The following is a 13300-nucleotide window of genomic DNA, read 5'->3' on the forward strand; positions in this document are numbered from 1 at the left end:
CCTCGGCCGTCCCGCCCGGCGTGATGTCCGGCGGGGCGCAGGCCGCCGACGACCGGGGCCCGCCCGCGCACCTCGTCCAGCCCTTGCACGAGGAGGGGACGACGTCTCGGCGCGGCGCGGTCGGCCCCGGCTCCCGTGCCGCCCGCGGGGTACGGTGGAGGAACCGGGGGTATGCCGCAACCGGTGGCCGAACCGGTCTCACTCCCGGCGCTCCACGCACTCCCGGGACCTCCCACCGGGCCCGCGGCCTCCCCACCTCCTCGCCACGCACCCCATCCGCAGCAGGAGCCCCTCGATGACGTCCGCCTCTTCGCCCCCGCCGTCCGTCCCCGCGCCGTCCGAGGTCCGGCTACGGCTCGCGGACCAGCCGCGCCAGGGGCCCACCGCCCGCCGGATCGACGGGGCGTGGTGGCCCCGCTCCTACGACCTGTCCGCCGAACTGCCCGGGCTGCTCGGCGGACTGCCGGATGCCTGGGGCAGGATCGGCAGCGTCCTGGTCAACGGGGACACCTGGCCGTCCTGCCCGGAGCGGCTGGTCGTCGCGGGGCAGGCGGTGCACGTCGGCCGCACGGACTCGCCGACCGCCCCGCACACCGTCTGCCTGCTCGCACCCGGCCGCGGCCGCTGGGACCTGCTGGTGGTGCCGCCCGCCACCGAGGAGGCGGAGGCCGTCCGGCTCATGGAACAGGCCGTCGCAGAGGGCGTCTGACGTCAGCGCGCCAGCAGCACCAGGGCCAGGGCGGCCAGCGCCGGGACGGTCTGGACGAAGAGGATCTTCCGGCTGGCGGTGGCGGCGCCGTAGAGCCCCGCGATCGCCACGCACACGAGGAAGAACACCGAGACCCGGAAGCCCACCGGGTCGGACGCCACCGCGCCCCACACCAGGCCGGCGGCGAGGAAGCCGTTGTAGAGGCCCTGGTTCGCCGCCAGGGCCTTCGTGGCGGCGGCGAACTCGGCGCTGGTGCCGAAGGCGGCCCGGGCCCGCGGCGTGGTCCACAGGAACATCTCCAGCACCAGGATGTACACGTGGAGCGCGGCGAGGGCCAGTACCGCGAGCGTGGCGACGGTCGACATGCGCTCATCATCACAGGCCCGCCCCGGCCGTCCTCGTTCGGGCCCTCCCGGGAGGCGGCGGGACGCGCCGGGTGGCAGATTGCGGCCAGAGGAAGGCCGGGCCCGGCCGTCGCGTCCCCGCGTGTGCCGCTCGGGAGCCGGGCCCGGTCTTCCCGCCCGCGCGCTCCGCAAGGCCGTCCCCGTGTCCGGAATCAACCACTCTCGGGTTGACCGGCAGCCCCAGGCTTCATCAGCTGTCCCACGAGTCGTGTTCGACCCCGTCCCCGAGCCTCACGACCGACCCGAGCCCTTCCGCGGAGACCGGCACGACGGCCGGCGGCGGCACCTCCGGCACGACCGGCGGCGACGGCATCTCGACCACGGGCGGCGCGTCGACGGGCTTCGACGGCGGCAGCCTCGCCGCCACCGCGCGGGCGGCATGGGTCTCCTCCTCGTGGCGGCCGCGGCCCTGGAAGTGGTGGGTTTCGCGGCTTTCCGCCTCGCCCCGCGCCTGAGGCTCCGCTCCCGCGACGACACCGGACGTTCGTCATCGCGGGCGACGGCATTCTCGACCACGGGCGGCGCGTCGATGGGCTTCGACGGCGGCAGCCTCGCCGCCACCGCGCGGGCGGCATGGGTCTCCTCCTCGTGGCGGCCGCGGCCCTGGAAGTGGTGGGTTTCGCGGCTTTCCGCCTCGCCCCGCGCCTGAGGCTCCGCTCCCGCGACGACACCGGACGTTCGTCATCGCGACTGCCCGCACCCGGCGTCGGGGTGCGGGCAGTCGCCTTTCGTTTTGCGGAACCTTTGCCCGGGTGCCGGGCGTTGGATGGGTGTGCGCGCGTGAGCTCGTGCGGTAGGTGATGCCGACTAGTACCGAGGTGACCTCAATGGCAGTGTGGGACCGGCTCAAGGACCAGGCCAAGGCTCTCCAGCAGGGGCAGGGCGGGCGGAGTGCGCCGGCCGGCGGACACAGCGGTGGGACGAGGTCCGGTGGTGGCGGCAAGGCCCAGCTGGTCGGCCTGTTCAAGACGCAGCTCGGGTCGCTGAAGAACGAGCTGAAGAGCGGTGCGTACCGGGACGCGAGCATGGCGATGTGCGCCCTGGTGGCGGCGGCCGACGGGCAGGTGGACCCGGCCGAGCGCCAGCAGGTCGAGTCGATGATCCTCAGCAACGACGTGCTGCAGAACTTCCCGCCGGAGCAGCTGCGCCAGCGTTTCAACAAGCATGTGGACCAGCTGACCGCCAACTTCCTGCTCGGCAAGACCGAGGCGATGCAGGAGATCGCGAAGGCCGCCAAGAAGCCCACCGAGGCCAGGGCCGTGATCCAGACGGGCATGGTCATCGCCGGTGCCGACGGGCACTTCTCCCAGGCGGAGGCGACGGTCCTGCGGGAGGCCTGCGCGGCGCTGGGGGTGTCCCCGGCCGAGTTCCAGCTCTGACCGGTGGGCCACGGGGGCGGCTCCGCCGGCCGGTCGTCCACGGCGTGCCGGCCGCCGGCCCGGGAGGCTCCGAGCGACAAAACCCCGCAGGACCGCCGGGACGGGAGCACCGGAGCTCCCCTCGGCCACGTGGTGAAGGAGCCCGCCGCATGACCCCCGACCGGACCGCCCCCTCGCGCCGCGCCCTCCTGGCCGCCTCGGTCCTGCTCCCGCTCGCGGCTTGCGGTACGGACGACCGCCCCGCCGGCGATGCGAGGCGGCGAACCCCTACGCCCACCGGCACGCCGGCCGGTGGACCCCCTGTCCACCGGCCCCGGCTGGCGGACCTGGAGCGCGCGTACGGCGCCCGTGTCGGTGTCTACGCCCTCGCGACCGGGACCGGTGCCACCGTCGTCCACCGCGCCGGCGAGCGCTTCGCGTTCTGCTCGACGTTCAAGGCGCTCGTCGCGGCGGCGGTCCTGCACCACCGCTCTCCGGGCGGCCTGGACCGCCGCGTCACCTACACCGAGGCCGACCTGCGCTCCACCTCGCCGGTCACCGGAAAACACGTCGCGACCGGGATGACGCTCCGTGAGCTCTGCGACGCCGCGGTCCGCCACAGCGACGGCACGGCGGGCAATCTGCTGATGCGCGACATCGGCGGCCCCGCCGGGCTCACCGCCTATCTGCGCCGGCTCGGCGACACCACGAGCCGCATGGACCACTACGAGCCCGAGTTGCACGACGTACCGCCGGACGACCCCGCCGACACCACCACCCCGCAGGCGATCGCCACCGACTTCCGCAGGCTCCTCCTGGGCACCGCCCTGCCCGCCCGTGATCGCCGGCTCCTCATGGACTGGCTCTCGCGCAACGCCACCGATGTCGGCGCCCGCCGCATCCGGGCCGGGCTCCCCGAGGGCTGGAAGGTGGCCGACAAGACCGGGACGGGCAACTACGGCCGGGCCAACGACATCGCGGTCGTCCACCCGCCGCGCACCGGGCCGCTCGTGCTGGCCGTCATGACCGACCGGCCGGGCTACGACACCGACCCCTCGGACGCCCTGATCGCCGAAGCGACCCGGCGGACCATCGCCGCCCTGCGGCTCCCGGCGCTCCCGTCGGCGTCTATAACGGGGCCATGATCTATCACGTCGTACCGCTCACCGTCTGGAACACCGCCCCGGGTCAGGCGTACGCGCCCACCTCCCTCGCCGAGGAGGGCTTCGTGCACTGCTCCCCGGACGAGGCGACCACCCTGGCCGTCGTCAACGCCTTCTACCGGGACGCGCCCCGGCCCCTGCTCGTGCTCGCCCTCGACGAGGCGCGGCTCACCGCCCGCGTGGAGTGGGAGGCTGCGGCCCCCGCCCCGCCGCCCGGCGTCACCGGCGACACCCTGTTCCCGCATGTGTTCGGCCCCCTCGACCGGGACGCCGTCGACCACGTCCTCGAAGTGAGGTGGGACGAAAACGGCCGGGCCTCGGAACTGCGTACGGCAGGATGACCAGGTGATCGAACAGAAGTCCAGCCCTGCCGCGCCCGCCCTCCGCCCCGTCCGGGGAACGGCCCTCTGCGCCATCGGAGCCCTCGCCCTCGCCGCACTGGCCTGGGTGGTCCGGGCGGTCTGGCACCTCCGGCTCGCCGCGGCCGGAGAGCCTGTGTCCGGCCCGCCCGACCAGGGCGGCGGCGTGCACCGTCCGCTGAACACGCTGGAGGACTCCTACCACCTGGTCGACTCGGTCGGCAGCAGCGTCACGGCCGTCTGCGCCATCGCGTTCCTGTTCTGGCTGGACCGGATGCGGGACAACGCCAGGGCCCTCTCGGGCGCGGAACCGCGCTACAGCTACCCCTGGCTCTGGCTGGGCTGGATCGTGCCCGTCGTGAATCTGTGGATACCCCGGGGCCTCGTCGCGGACGTCCACCGCTCGGTCTTCCCCGAGCACCGGCTGCCCGCCGTCGTGAACGGGTGGTGGGGCCTGTGGCTGGCCGGTCTGGCCGGCGGCGTGGGGCTCATCTACGCCGACGACACGGACGAGGTCATCGTCCGCGCCTACCACGGCGTCCTCCCCCTGGTCGCCGCCGACCTGGTGATCGTGGCCGCGGCCGGGGCCGCGGCCCTGATGATCTCCACGCTCACGGCGGCCCAGCAGCGGCGCGTGGACGAACTCGCCCGGGCCGCCTAGTAGGGAGCGTTCCGGCCCGTCCTCGACGCGGCCGGTACACCGACGCGACGAACGAGGCGGTCACCCGCACCGGTGTCTCCAACTCCCCGATGCACTCGCGCAGTTGTTCCGCGTCGACGTGATGCGCGGCCGGGCTCATGGTCACCAGGCCGGTGACCTCCTCGGCCGTGAGGCTCATCGCGTACTCCAGCGACTCGGCGCGCTCGTGCCGGAAGTGCGCCGCCAGACTCCGGCGCAGGCGCTCCTCCTTCCCGGGGTCGACGGCCAGCAGCCCCGTGGAGGGACGCAGTTCGCTCAGGTGCCGGGCGGTGGGGGTGACGACGAGCAGCGCGCCGTCCGGGGCGAGGACGCGGTGGAACTCGGGGCCGTTGCGGGGTGCGAAGACGTTGAGGACGAGGTCGGCGCAGCCGGTGCGGACGGGCCACGGCTGCCACACGTCCCAGCCGGCGGCCTCGGCACGGGCGTGCGCGCGGGCCGCCGCGCGCAGGGCGGGCACGGAGCTGTCCAGTCCCAGACCGAGGGCCCGGGGGAGGGCGTCCAGGACCGCCGCGAGGTAGTGGCCGGTGCCCGCCCCCGCGTCCAGCACGGTCGCGTCGGGCGGGGCCAGTTCCGTGGCGAGCTTCGCTAGGGCGCGGGCGAGCGGGTCGTAGTGCCCGGCGCGCAGGAACGCGGCGCGGCAGCGGACCATGTCGGGGGAGTCGGCGCTCGGGGCGCGGCGGTGGCCGGTCAGCAGGCTGACGTAGCCGTGCCGGGCGATGTCGAAGGTGTGCCGGTTGGCGCAGCGCAGGGCGCCGCCGAAGCGCTGGAGGCGGGCCGGGCACTGGGGGCAGGTCAGGACGGACAGGAGTCGGTCGGACGGCATGGGTGCTCCTCGGAACGCGGCGCACCGCCGGGAAGCGGGGACGCCGCGTGCGGGTGACGGACGGTGAGACGTCGGCGCCCGCCGGCCGGCCGCCGTGCACCGGCGGCCGGGGTGCGGGTACGCCGAGGATGGCGACGTGAGTCCGTCACATCGCCGTCCTCACCGCGGCGTCAGAGGAAGCAGTGGGGAAGGGCGTTGCATGCCAGGGCCATACGGCAAGGCTAGCGACTGCCTCCGAACGCCACGACGAGCCGCCCGGCCGAGGCGAACGACCGACGGGACGTGCACGCGCCTGAACACCTCCTGGCCTCGTGCGGGCCGCGCCCACCCTGCCGCAGGCCCCCGGGACTTCGGGGGTTGTCGTCCGCTGGTGAGCGAACTGTCGGCTGTGTACCTGCCGGAACCGACCGTCGGACGGCTGCTGGGATCGTGGCAGCCGGACGTTCCCGCGCTGCTGCTCGGCGCCATGCCGGGCATCGCCGAACTGGTCGCGATCCCCTTCCCGCTGGCGGTCCTCGCGCAATGGGCACGTGCCGAGCGTGCCCGGACGGCCGTGCTGGACCGGCGCCTCGGCGGCGAACTCGCCGCCTCCGCGGCCGCTGCGGAAGGAGCTCCCGCACGCGTGTGGCCCTGGTGGGAGACCGAGGAGGGCGAGGTGGCGGAGCGGGTGCGGCGGCGGGGGCGGGGTGACCGACCCGGGCCCCGCGGGGCCGGTCAGCGGCTGTCGGCCACTCCCCGGTCCGTGCTCGGGCGGCCCGCCGACGGGCCGGGGCGTATCGAGGTGGGGGTGGCCGACGGGGTACGGGACGGGTCCGCCGGGCCGGCCGGCTCCTCCGGGGCGCGGGTGCCGGGGACGGACGCACGGGGAACGTCGGTGGCCGGGCGGGGCGTGTGCGGGGACGAGGGGCGGGACTCGGCCGGGGACGGCGCCGGGGTGGTGGGCGCTGTCGGGGCGGGTGGTGTCACCCGTGGGGTGGGCGGGGCCATGGGGATCGTCGGAGTGGTGGGGCGTTCGGGTGCCGTGAGGCGCAGGGGGAGCGTGATGAGCGCGGCGGCGACGCAGCACAGGCCCGCCCCGGCCGCGGCGCGCAGCAGACGCCGGCGGGTCGCACGGCGGCGGATCACCTCGTACTGGCCGGCGGGCGCGCCCAGGTAGTCGGGGGAGGAGGGGCGCAGGATCACGGCGAGCGGGTCGTCGGGGGCGAACTCCGGGTCGCCCGGGTCTCCGTCAAGGCGTGTGGTCAAGGCTTCTCCTCAGGTGGACGCGGAGCAGTTCCCGGGCCGCGTGCAGGTCGGCCTTGACAGTTCCTTCCTTGCGCCCGGTCAGTGCGGACACCTCCCGGATCGGCATGTCAGCGTAGTAGTGGAGGAGGATCGGGACGCGCAGTCGTTCCGGCAGCGACTGCACGAGCAGCCGCACCGACGGGTCGGCCTGCTCGGCGTGGGGGCGTACGGCGGCTTCCGAGGTGACGCGGTGCATGGCCCGGCGCTCGCGCTCCAGCTTGCGCCAGTGGTCCCGGACGAGATTGGCCGCGGTGACGTAGAGGAAGCCGCGCGGTTCCTCCACGGACGTCCAGCGGGCCCAGAGCCGGGTGAACGCCTCGGAGGCGATCTCGTGAGCCGTCCCGTCGTCGTCGACGAGACGGCGGCACCAGCCGGCGAGGCGCGGGTAGAGGGCGGCGAACAGCTCGGACGCGGCCTTCTCGCGGGACCGTTTCAACGCTCTCCAGGGGTGGGGGACCCGGAGCCGCTCAGCGCCGCGAACACGATGACGTTGTCCGCGTAACCGTCGCCGGTCCGCGCACCCCCGCACGTGATCAGCCGCAGCTCCGGGCGGTCCACGTTCCCGTAGACGTCGTCCGCCGGGAAGTCGGTTTTCGGGATCGTGCGTACGGCCGTGACGGCGAACTCCGCCGCGGTGCCGTTCTCCAGGCGCGCAACGATCCGGTCACCCCGGCGCAGCCGGGCGAGGTGGCGGAAGACGCCGTCGCCGTAGGGGCCGGCCGTGACATGGCCGAGGAGCACCGACGGGCCGGTCCGGCCGGGCGTCGGCGAGTGCCGGTACCAGCCGGCCCGGTCGTGGGCCGTGACCGGCGGCACCTGCACCGTGCCGTCGGCCGCCAGGCCCAGCCGGATGACCGGGGTGTCGACGCCGATGGCCGGGATCAGCAGCCGCACCGGGACCGAACGGGCCAGGGGGCGGGCCCGCTCGGCCGGAACCGGCCGAGCGGTGGTCCTCGCCCGCGGCGCGGTGGTCCCGTTGCTCCCGCACGCCGTCAGCACGGACGCCAGCGCCCCGGCCGTGAACGCGCGCCTGGAGAACGAGCTCATGCCCCGGTCGCCCGGCGGCGGCGTACGACGAGGACGGTGCCGCCGCCCAGGGCGAGCACCGCGGCGGCGCCCGCGCCGAGCGCCGTGCCGTCGAAGCCGGAGTCGGAGGCCTGGGACGCGGGTGTCACCCCGGTGTCGGGCGCGCCGCTCGGGACGACGGAGACCTGGTCCTCGGCCGGTGCCCGGGTCGGCTCGTCGTCCGGGGCCGGCGTGTCCTCGGCCGGCGCGCGGGTCGGCTCGGCGCTGGCCGTCGGTTCGGCGCTGTCCTCCGGCCGCTGGGTGGGCTCGACGGACGTCGGGGCCGGGCGCGGGGTCGCCGTCTCGCTCGCGAACACGGGTCCCGTGCCCAGGAGTACGGCAGTACCCGCGAGGGCCAGGGCGGTGAGGACGGTTCGGCGCATGGGAACGCTCTCCTTCGTCGGTCCCGCCCGGTGAAGGGCGGGTTGGGTGACGGGTCGTGCGGAGAGACGAGGCGGCCGAGGGACGGGTTGTAAAGAGATGGCAAAGGCCCGATCGCGTGTGGTCACGCCGGTTCAAGGGCTCAAGGCCTGTGCAACAGCCCCCGTTCCATCGCCACCACCACCGCCCTCGTGCGGTCGTTGACGTCGAGCTTGGCGAACAGCCGGAGCAGATGCGTCTTCACCGTGGCCTCGGCGATGACGAGGCGACGGCCGATCTCGGCGTTGGTCAGGCCGTCCGCGACCGCGTTCAGGACGTCCGACTCCCGGGCGGTGAGCGGGATCTGGGCGGGCTGGCGCATGCGGGCGACCAGCCGTTCGGCCACCCGGGGTGCCAGCACCGTCTCACCGCGCGCCGCCGCGTGGATCGCGTCGGCCAATTGCTCACGGGTGGTGTCCTTCAGGAGGTAGCCGATCGCCCCCGCCTCCACCGCGCGCTCGATCTCCGCGTCGGTGTCGTACGTCGTCAGGATCAGCACCCGGGTGCGGGGGAAGCGCCGCACGATCTCGGTCGTCGTGGCCACCCCGTCCAGCACCGGCATCCGCAGGTCGACCAGGGCGACATCGGGCTCGTGGCGCTCGACGAGGCCGAGGGCGGCGCGGCCGTCGCCCGCCTCACCGACGATCTCGATGCCGGTCTCGGAGGCGAGGAGGGCCACCACCCCGGCCCGCATGACGGTGTGGTCGTCCACCACGATGACGCGGAGCGCTCCGCCGGTCATGCCGTCGCCCCGCTCTCCGCGGCGGCCGGAGGTATCAACGCCAGCACCCGTGTCCCGTCGCCCAGCGAACTCGTCACCGTCAGCCTCCCTCCCAGCTCCGCCAGCCGTTTGCGCATGCCGTCCAGGCCGAAGCCCGACGAGGACTCCGCCACGAACCCGGTCCCGTCATCGGTGATCTCGAGCTCCACGCCGTACGGGTGCCGGGCCAGGACCACACCGACCGTCGAGGCGCGGGCGTGCTTGCGCACGTTGGCCAGGGACTCCTGGGTGCAGCGCAGCAGCGCGATGCGGGTCTGCTGGTCGCACTCCAGGTCCGCCAGGTCGGCGTCGACCGTGAGGCCGGTGTCCTCGGCGAAACGGTCCAGGATCCGGCGGAGGGTCTGCGCCACCGAACCGGCGTACGCCTGGCCGGGGAGCTGGGGTGAGCCGACCAGTTCCCGGGCCTCGGCGAGGTTCTCCCGGGCCGTCGACTCGATCGACCGCAACTGCTGGGCGCTGCGCGCCGGATCGGAGTCGAGCCCCGCCCTGGCCGCCTCGGCGAGCACGATGATCGAGGCGAAGCCCTGTGCGAGGGTGTCGTGGATCTCCCTCGCCATCCGCTCCCGCTCGTCCGCCGCGCCCTGACGCTGGTGCGCCTCGGACAACTCGGCCTGAGCCTGCTCCAGTTCGATGATCAGCCGGGCCCGTTCGGCGCTCTGCCCGACCACCGAGTGCGCCCACAGCCCGATCAGCACTCCCACGGCGACGACGATCAGCGTGGACACGAGCGTCACGGTGAAGAACTCCACCGACCAGCCCTGCCGCAGCACGCTGCCGGCCGTGGTGGCGGCCGTGGCGAGCCCCAGGAACACCATCGAGGCCCTCGGCGTCCGCCCGAACATCCAGTAGTGCGGCAGCGTCACCATGAACAGCGCCGCGTAGTTGCCCCGCAGATACGCCAGCGCGCCCAGCGCGGCCACCAGCACCGACAGGTACACGTGCGGCCGTACGACGGGATTGGACGGGAAGCGGTCCAGGACCGCGTACGACAGCACCACCCCGCCCAGCAGCGCCAGAGCCGCGTACTTGCTCTCGCCGGGCCGGTCCATGGCGACCAGCCCGACGGCCATCACGGCGAACAGCAGCCAGCACACCGTGTTCCAGCGGCGCAGTGACGTGGCCCATAAGGCGTCGGGGGTGGACCCGGCGAGAGCGGTCATGCCCCTCAACGTACGTCGACCGCCGGACGTGAGGACGACCTTTTCTCCGGTGCCGCCACAGTTCGCCGCCCCGGCCGCGCGGGCCACCAACTCGCCTCGCCCAGCAGCAGCATCGCCGCCGGCAGGACCATGACCCGGACCACGAACGCGTCGATCAGAACGGCCGCCGCCAGGACGAAGCCCATCTGCTTCATCTCGATGATGTGCAGGAAGACGAAGCTCGCGAACACAGTCGTCATCACCACCGCCGCGCTGGTCACCACGCTCGCCGAGGAACGGATCCCGTCCAGCACGGCCTGCCGCGTGGGCACCCCCGCGAGCACGGCCTCCCGGATCCGGCTCACCACGAACACCTGGTAGTCCATCGACAGCCCGAAGAGGATCACGAAGAGGAACAGCGGTACGCGCGACCCGATCGAGCCGGTGGAGCGGAAGTCCAGCAACCCCTCGGCCCACGTCCCCTGGAAGACCAGCACGAGCAGCCCGAGCGCCGCCGCGGCGGACAGCAGGTTCAGGCCGACGCCGAGCAGTCCGAGCACCACCGAACGGAAGGCGTACACGGTCATCGCGAACGTCACCAGCAGCAACGCGCCCAGAACCAAAGGCAGTTTGCCGTTCTGGTGGGCGGGATAGTCGGCGTAGCGGGCGACGTCGCCGGAGACGCCGTACTCGGCGCCGGTGATCCGGCCGACGGTCGCGGGCAGGAAGTCGTCCCGGAGCCGGTCCAGGGAGTCGTACGCCTCGTCGGAGTTGCCGAGGTGCGGCACCATCAGTTCGAGGGTGCTGGTGCGCCCGTCGGCGGAGGCCCGTACACGCGAGGCGTCGGTGAACAGCGGATCGGCCGCGGCCCGCCGGGCCACCTCCCGCAGGGCGCCGCCGACCTCCGAAGACCGCGAGGCATCGGCACGCACGACGATCTGGTGGGTCACCCGCCGCTCCGGGAACGCCTCGTTGAGCCGGTCGTAGACCTGCATCGCGGGGATGTCACGGGAGTGCGTGTCCCGGCTCATCTCCGTGATCTTCAGTCCGGCCAGCGGGACGACGAGGGCGAGGAGCGCGACGACCGAGACGCACAGGGTGGCGAGGGGATGCCGGGCGGCGGGCCGCAGCAGAGCGTTCCACACCCGGCCGCCGCCCGTGCCGCCGCGTACCCGCCGCGCCGGCTTTCCGCGCTCCGTCCGCCGCAGCGCCCGGCGTTCCGCACGCCGCCCCAGCTTGACCAGCAGCGCGGGCAGGGCCGTCAGCGAGCCGGCCACCGAGACCAGGACGACCACGATGGTGCCGGTCGCGAGGGAGGAGAAGATCACGTCGGAGGCCAGGTACAGCGTCGCCGTGGAGGCGACCACCGCGAGCCCGGAGACCACGACCGTCCGGCCCGAGGTCGCGGCGGCCAGTTCCACCAGCGCCTCGGAGGAGAGCCGCCCGCCGGAGCGGGCCCGTTCCTCCCGCTCGCGCTTGAGGTAGAAGAGCGTGTAGTCGACGCCGACCGCGAGGCCGATCATCAGGATGACGTTCGTGCCGACGCCGGCGTCGGGCGACACGTGCGAGACGACCATGGAGAGCCCGACCGCAGCCGCGATCGACGACAGCGCCAGCAGCAACGGCACCCCGGCCATGGTCACCGACCCGAACACCACCATCAGCGTGACCAGGGTGACGGGAAGGGTGATCGCTTCGGACAGCGCCAGGTCGTCACTGCGCTGCTTGTCGACCCCCTTGCTGACGGAGGGGCTGCCGGTCTCCTCCAGCAGCAGGCCGGGGTGGCTCTTCTGCACCGCCGAGGTCTGCGCCACGAGCGCGTCGACCTTGTCCTTCGCGTCCCGTTCCTCGCCCTTCAGCGCCACCTCGACCATCAGGATCCTGCGGTCCTCGGACCACAACGGACGGGCCACGCGCGCCACTTCGGGCAGCCGCCGCATGCGGCCGGTCAGGTCGTCCGCGGCCGTTCGGGCAGCTCCCTCGTCGAGGGCGCCGCCCGAACGGGAGGAGATCAGCACCTGCTCGGCGGCCCTGCGCTCCAGATGCGCCTCGGCCGCCAGGGCCTCGGCGCGGCCGGCCTCGCCGACCCGGTAGTCCGCCGTCTTCGCACTGTTCGTGCCGACGGCACTGCCGAGCCCCAGACACAGCGCCACGAACACCAGCCAGCCCGTGATCGCCCGCCAGGGGTGCCGCGCACTCCAGCGCGCCAGGCGCACAGATAATGAGTTCATGCCCGAAAGCCTGGCTGAGCTGGGCTGTTGCGGGACAGAGGTACTCGGTTGAACCTGCCGTCCACCGGTCGGTGGACCCGGGCCCTGGGGAAAACCCCACCCGCTGCGGGATCGGCTCGGTTTCAGGACGACCGCCTGTCCGCCCGCCGGCGCCATGGCCACGTCGAGCGTGCCGGTGGCGGTGAGGGTCCGGGTACTGACCACGACCGGGGTCCGGAGCGGGCTGGTGCCCGGGGTGCCGTCGGCGTGGACCGTCGCCGTGTACGTGCCGCTGCCGAGGAAGGACAGCGGCGGCGACAGGGGCCTGGGGTGGTAGCCGCTTTCCGCGAGTGCGGTTGTACGTGTCCGCGCAAGGCGGGTCAAGAGGGAGGAGCCGCAGGAACCGCGTTGGGAACGCGAACACCCCGGGTGCCGGGCCTGGTGCGGCCCGGCACGCGGGGTGCCGTAGTGCGGTCGGTCAGCGCAGGGAGCCGAGGCGGTCCAGGCGGTCGTTCACTCCGTTGCGGAGTTCGCCGAGGGTCGTTCCCGGCGGGGCCACCTTCGGCGGGGCGGACGGCGGCTGGGTCTCGTCCGCGCAGGTCGTGCCACGCGCCGGGACCTTCAGGTCCACCAGGTAGCCGGTGACGGCGTCCGTCGCGCAGGCGCTGCGCCCGAAGGCGGTGTGGCCCTCGGCCTCGAAGGTGAGCAACCGGCCGTTGTCGAGCTGCCGGGACAGGGCCACCGCGTCCCGGTACGGGGTGTCCGGGTCGCCGGTCGTGCCGAGCACGAGGATCGGCGCGGAGCCCTTCGCCCGAAAGGAGCCGTCGTAGCGGCTGGGCTTCTCGCCGGTCCACTGGACGCAGGCGGTGGCGTGCTGGTGGAGGC

The 13300-nt window shown here is 73.9% G+C and carries 15 protein-coding genes and 2 pseudogenes; 6 read left to right on the forward strand and 11 right to left on the reverse strand.

The window, feature by feature from the left end:
• Positions 1-295 precede the first annotated feature (295 nt).
• Positions 296-709, forward strand: a complete 414-nt coding sequence (locus ACIQHQ_RS18815; RefSeq protein ID WP_402613007.1) for a DUF5994 family protein — start codon at positions 296-298, stop codon at positions 707-709.
• A gap of 2 nt (positions 710-711) precedes the next feature.
• On the opposite strand, the gene ACIQHQ_RS18820 is transcribed toward ACIQHQ_RS18815, so the two are convergent.
• The gene (locus ACIQHQ_RS18820; RefSeq protein WP_402613008.1) at positions 712-1074 is read right to left on the reverse strand and encodes a DUF1304 domain-containing protein; all 363 of its coding nucleotides are present in this window, start codon (positions 1072-1074) and stop codon (positions 712-714) included.
• Positions 1075-1280: 206 nt separating this feature from the next.
• Here ACIQHQ_RS18820 and ACIQHQ_RS18825 point away from each other — a divergent pair, with 206 nt between their 5' ends.
• From ACIQHQ_RS18825 to ACIQHQ_RS18845, 5 genes are all read left to right on the forward strand, one after another.
• Positions 1281-1568 (forward strand): hypothetical protein, encoded by a 288-nt coding sequence (locus tag ACIQHQ_RS18825; RefSeq protein ID WP_402613009.1) that lies wholly within the window; start codon positions 1281-1283, stop codon positions 1566-1568.
• Between the two features lie 372 nt (positions 1569-1940).
• Entirely contained in the window at positions 1941-2492 is a 552-nt protein-coding gene (locus tag ACIQHQ_RS18830; RefSeq protein ID WP_390982895.1) for a TerB family tellurite resistance protein, read from the forward strand.
• Positions 2493-2641: 149 nt separating this feature from the next.
• Positions 2642-3616, forward strand: coding sequence for a class A beta-lactamase (gene bla, locus ACIQHQ_RS18835; RefSeq protein WP_402613010.1), 975 nt, complete (start codon positions 2642-2644; stop codon positions 3614-3616).
• Positions 3613-3975: a DUF952 domain-containing protein gene (locus ACIQHQ_RS18840; RefSeq protein WP_402613011.1), complete on the forward strand. Its 363-nt coding sequence runs from the start codon at positions 3613-3615 to the stop codon at positions 3973-3975. Before bla ends, ACIQHQ_RS18840 begins: the two co-directional genes overlap by 4 nt.
• Before the next feature lie 4 nt (positions 3976-3979).
• Complete coding sequence (locus tag ACIQHQ_RS18845) at positions 3980-4654, forward strand: DUF4328 domain-containing protein (protein WP_402613012.1); 675 nt, start codon at positions 3980-3982, stop codon at positions 4652-4654.
• Here ACIQHQ_RS18845 and ACIQHQ_RS18850 read toward each other — a convergent pair.
• The 10 genes and pseudogenes from ACIQHQ_RS18850 to ACIQHQ_RS18895 form a co-directional block, all read right to left on the reverse strand.
• Positions 4605-5516 (reverse strand): putative RNA methyltransferase, encoded by a 912-nt coding sequence (locus ACIQHQ_RS18850; RefSeq protein WP_402613013.1) that lies wholly within the window; start codon positions 5514-5516, stop codon positions 4605-4607. The genes ACIQHQ_RS18845 and ACIQHQ_RS18850 overlap by 50 nt on opposite strands.
• Before the next feature lie 714 nt (positions 5517-6230).
• On the reverse strand, positions 6231-6761 hold the full coding sequence (locus ACIQHQ_RS18855) for a hypothetical protein (protein ID WP_402613014.1): 531 nt from the start codon (positions 6759-6761) through the stop codon (positions 6231-6233).
• Positions 6745-7236 carry an RNA polymerase sigma factor gene (locus ACIQHQ_RS18860; protein ID WP_352114132.1) on the reverse strand — a complete coding sequence of 164 codons (492 nt, stop codon included), beginning with the start codon at positions 7234-7236 and terminating at the stop codon, positions 6745-6747. Before ACIQHQ_RS18860 ends, ACIQHQ_RS18855 begins: the two co-directional genes overlap by 17 nt.
• Positions 7233-7847, reverse strand: a complete 615-nt coding sequence (locus ACIQHQ_RS18865; protein WP_402613015.1) for a class F sortase — start codon at positions 7845-7847, stop codon at positions 7233-7235. The genes ACIQHQ_RS18860 and ACIQHQ_RS18865 overlap by 4 nt, the downstream gene beginning before the upstream one ends.
• Positions 7844-8248 (reverse strand): sortase-dependent protein, encoded by a 405-nt coding sequence (locus ACIQHQ_RS18870; protein WP_402613016.1) that lies wholly within the window; start codon positions 8246-8248, stop codon positions 7844-7846. Before ACIQHQ_RS18870 ends, ACIQHQ_RS18865 begins: the two co-directional genes overlap by 4 nt.
• 140 nt (positions 8249-8388) lie before the next feature.
• Positions 8389-9027 carry a response regulator gene (locus ACIQHQ_RS18875; RefSeq protein ID WP_402613017.1) on the reverse strand — a complete coding sequence of 213 codons (639 nt, stop codon included), beginning with the start codon at positions 9025-9027 and terminating at the stop codon, positions 8389-8391.
• Complete coding sequence (locus ACIQHQ_RS18880; RefSeq protein WP_402613018.1) at positions 9024-10226, reverse strand: sensor histidine kinase; 1203 nt, start codon at positions 10224-10226, stop codon at positions 9024-9026. The genes ACIQHQ_RS18875 and ACIQHQ_RS18880 overlap by 4 nt, the downstream gene beginning before the upstream one ends.
• Before the next feature lie 5 nt (positions 10227-10231).
• Positions 10232-12436, reverse strand: coding sequence for an MMPL family transporter (locus ACIQHQ_RS18885; RefSeq protein WP_402613080.1), 2205 nt, complete (start codon positions 12434-12436; stop codon positions 10232-10234).
• 180 nt (positions 12437-12616) lie between these two features.
• Positions 12617-12799: pseudogene (locus ACIQHQ_RS18890) on the reverse strand (hypothetical protein); the annotation flags it as partial.
• Positions 12800-12893: 94 nt separating this feature from the next.
• Positions 12894-13295 (reverse strand): annotated as a pseudogene (locus ACIQHQ_RS18895) (alpha/beta hydrolase); the annotation flags it as partial.
• Positions 13296-13300: the final 5 nt, after the last annotated feature.

The sequence above is a fragment of the Streptomyces sp. NPDC092370 genome, assembly GCF_044755265.1.
Lineage (GTDB): Bacteria > Actinomycetota > Actinomycetes > Streptomycetales > Streptomycetaceae > Streptomyces.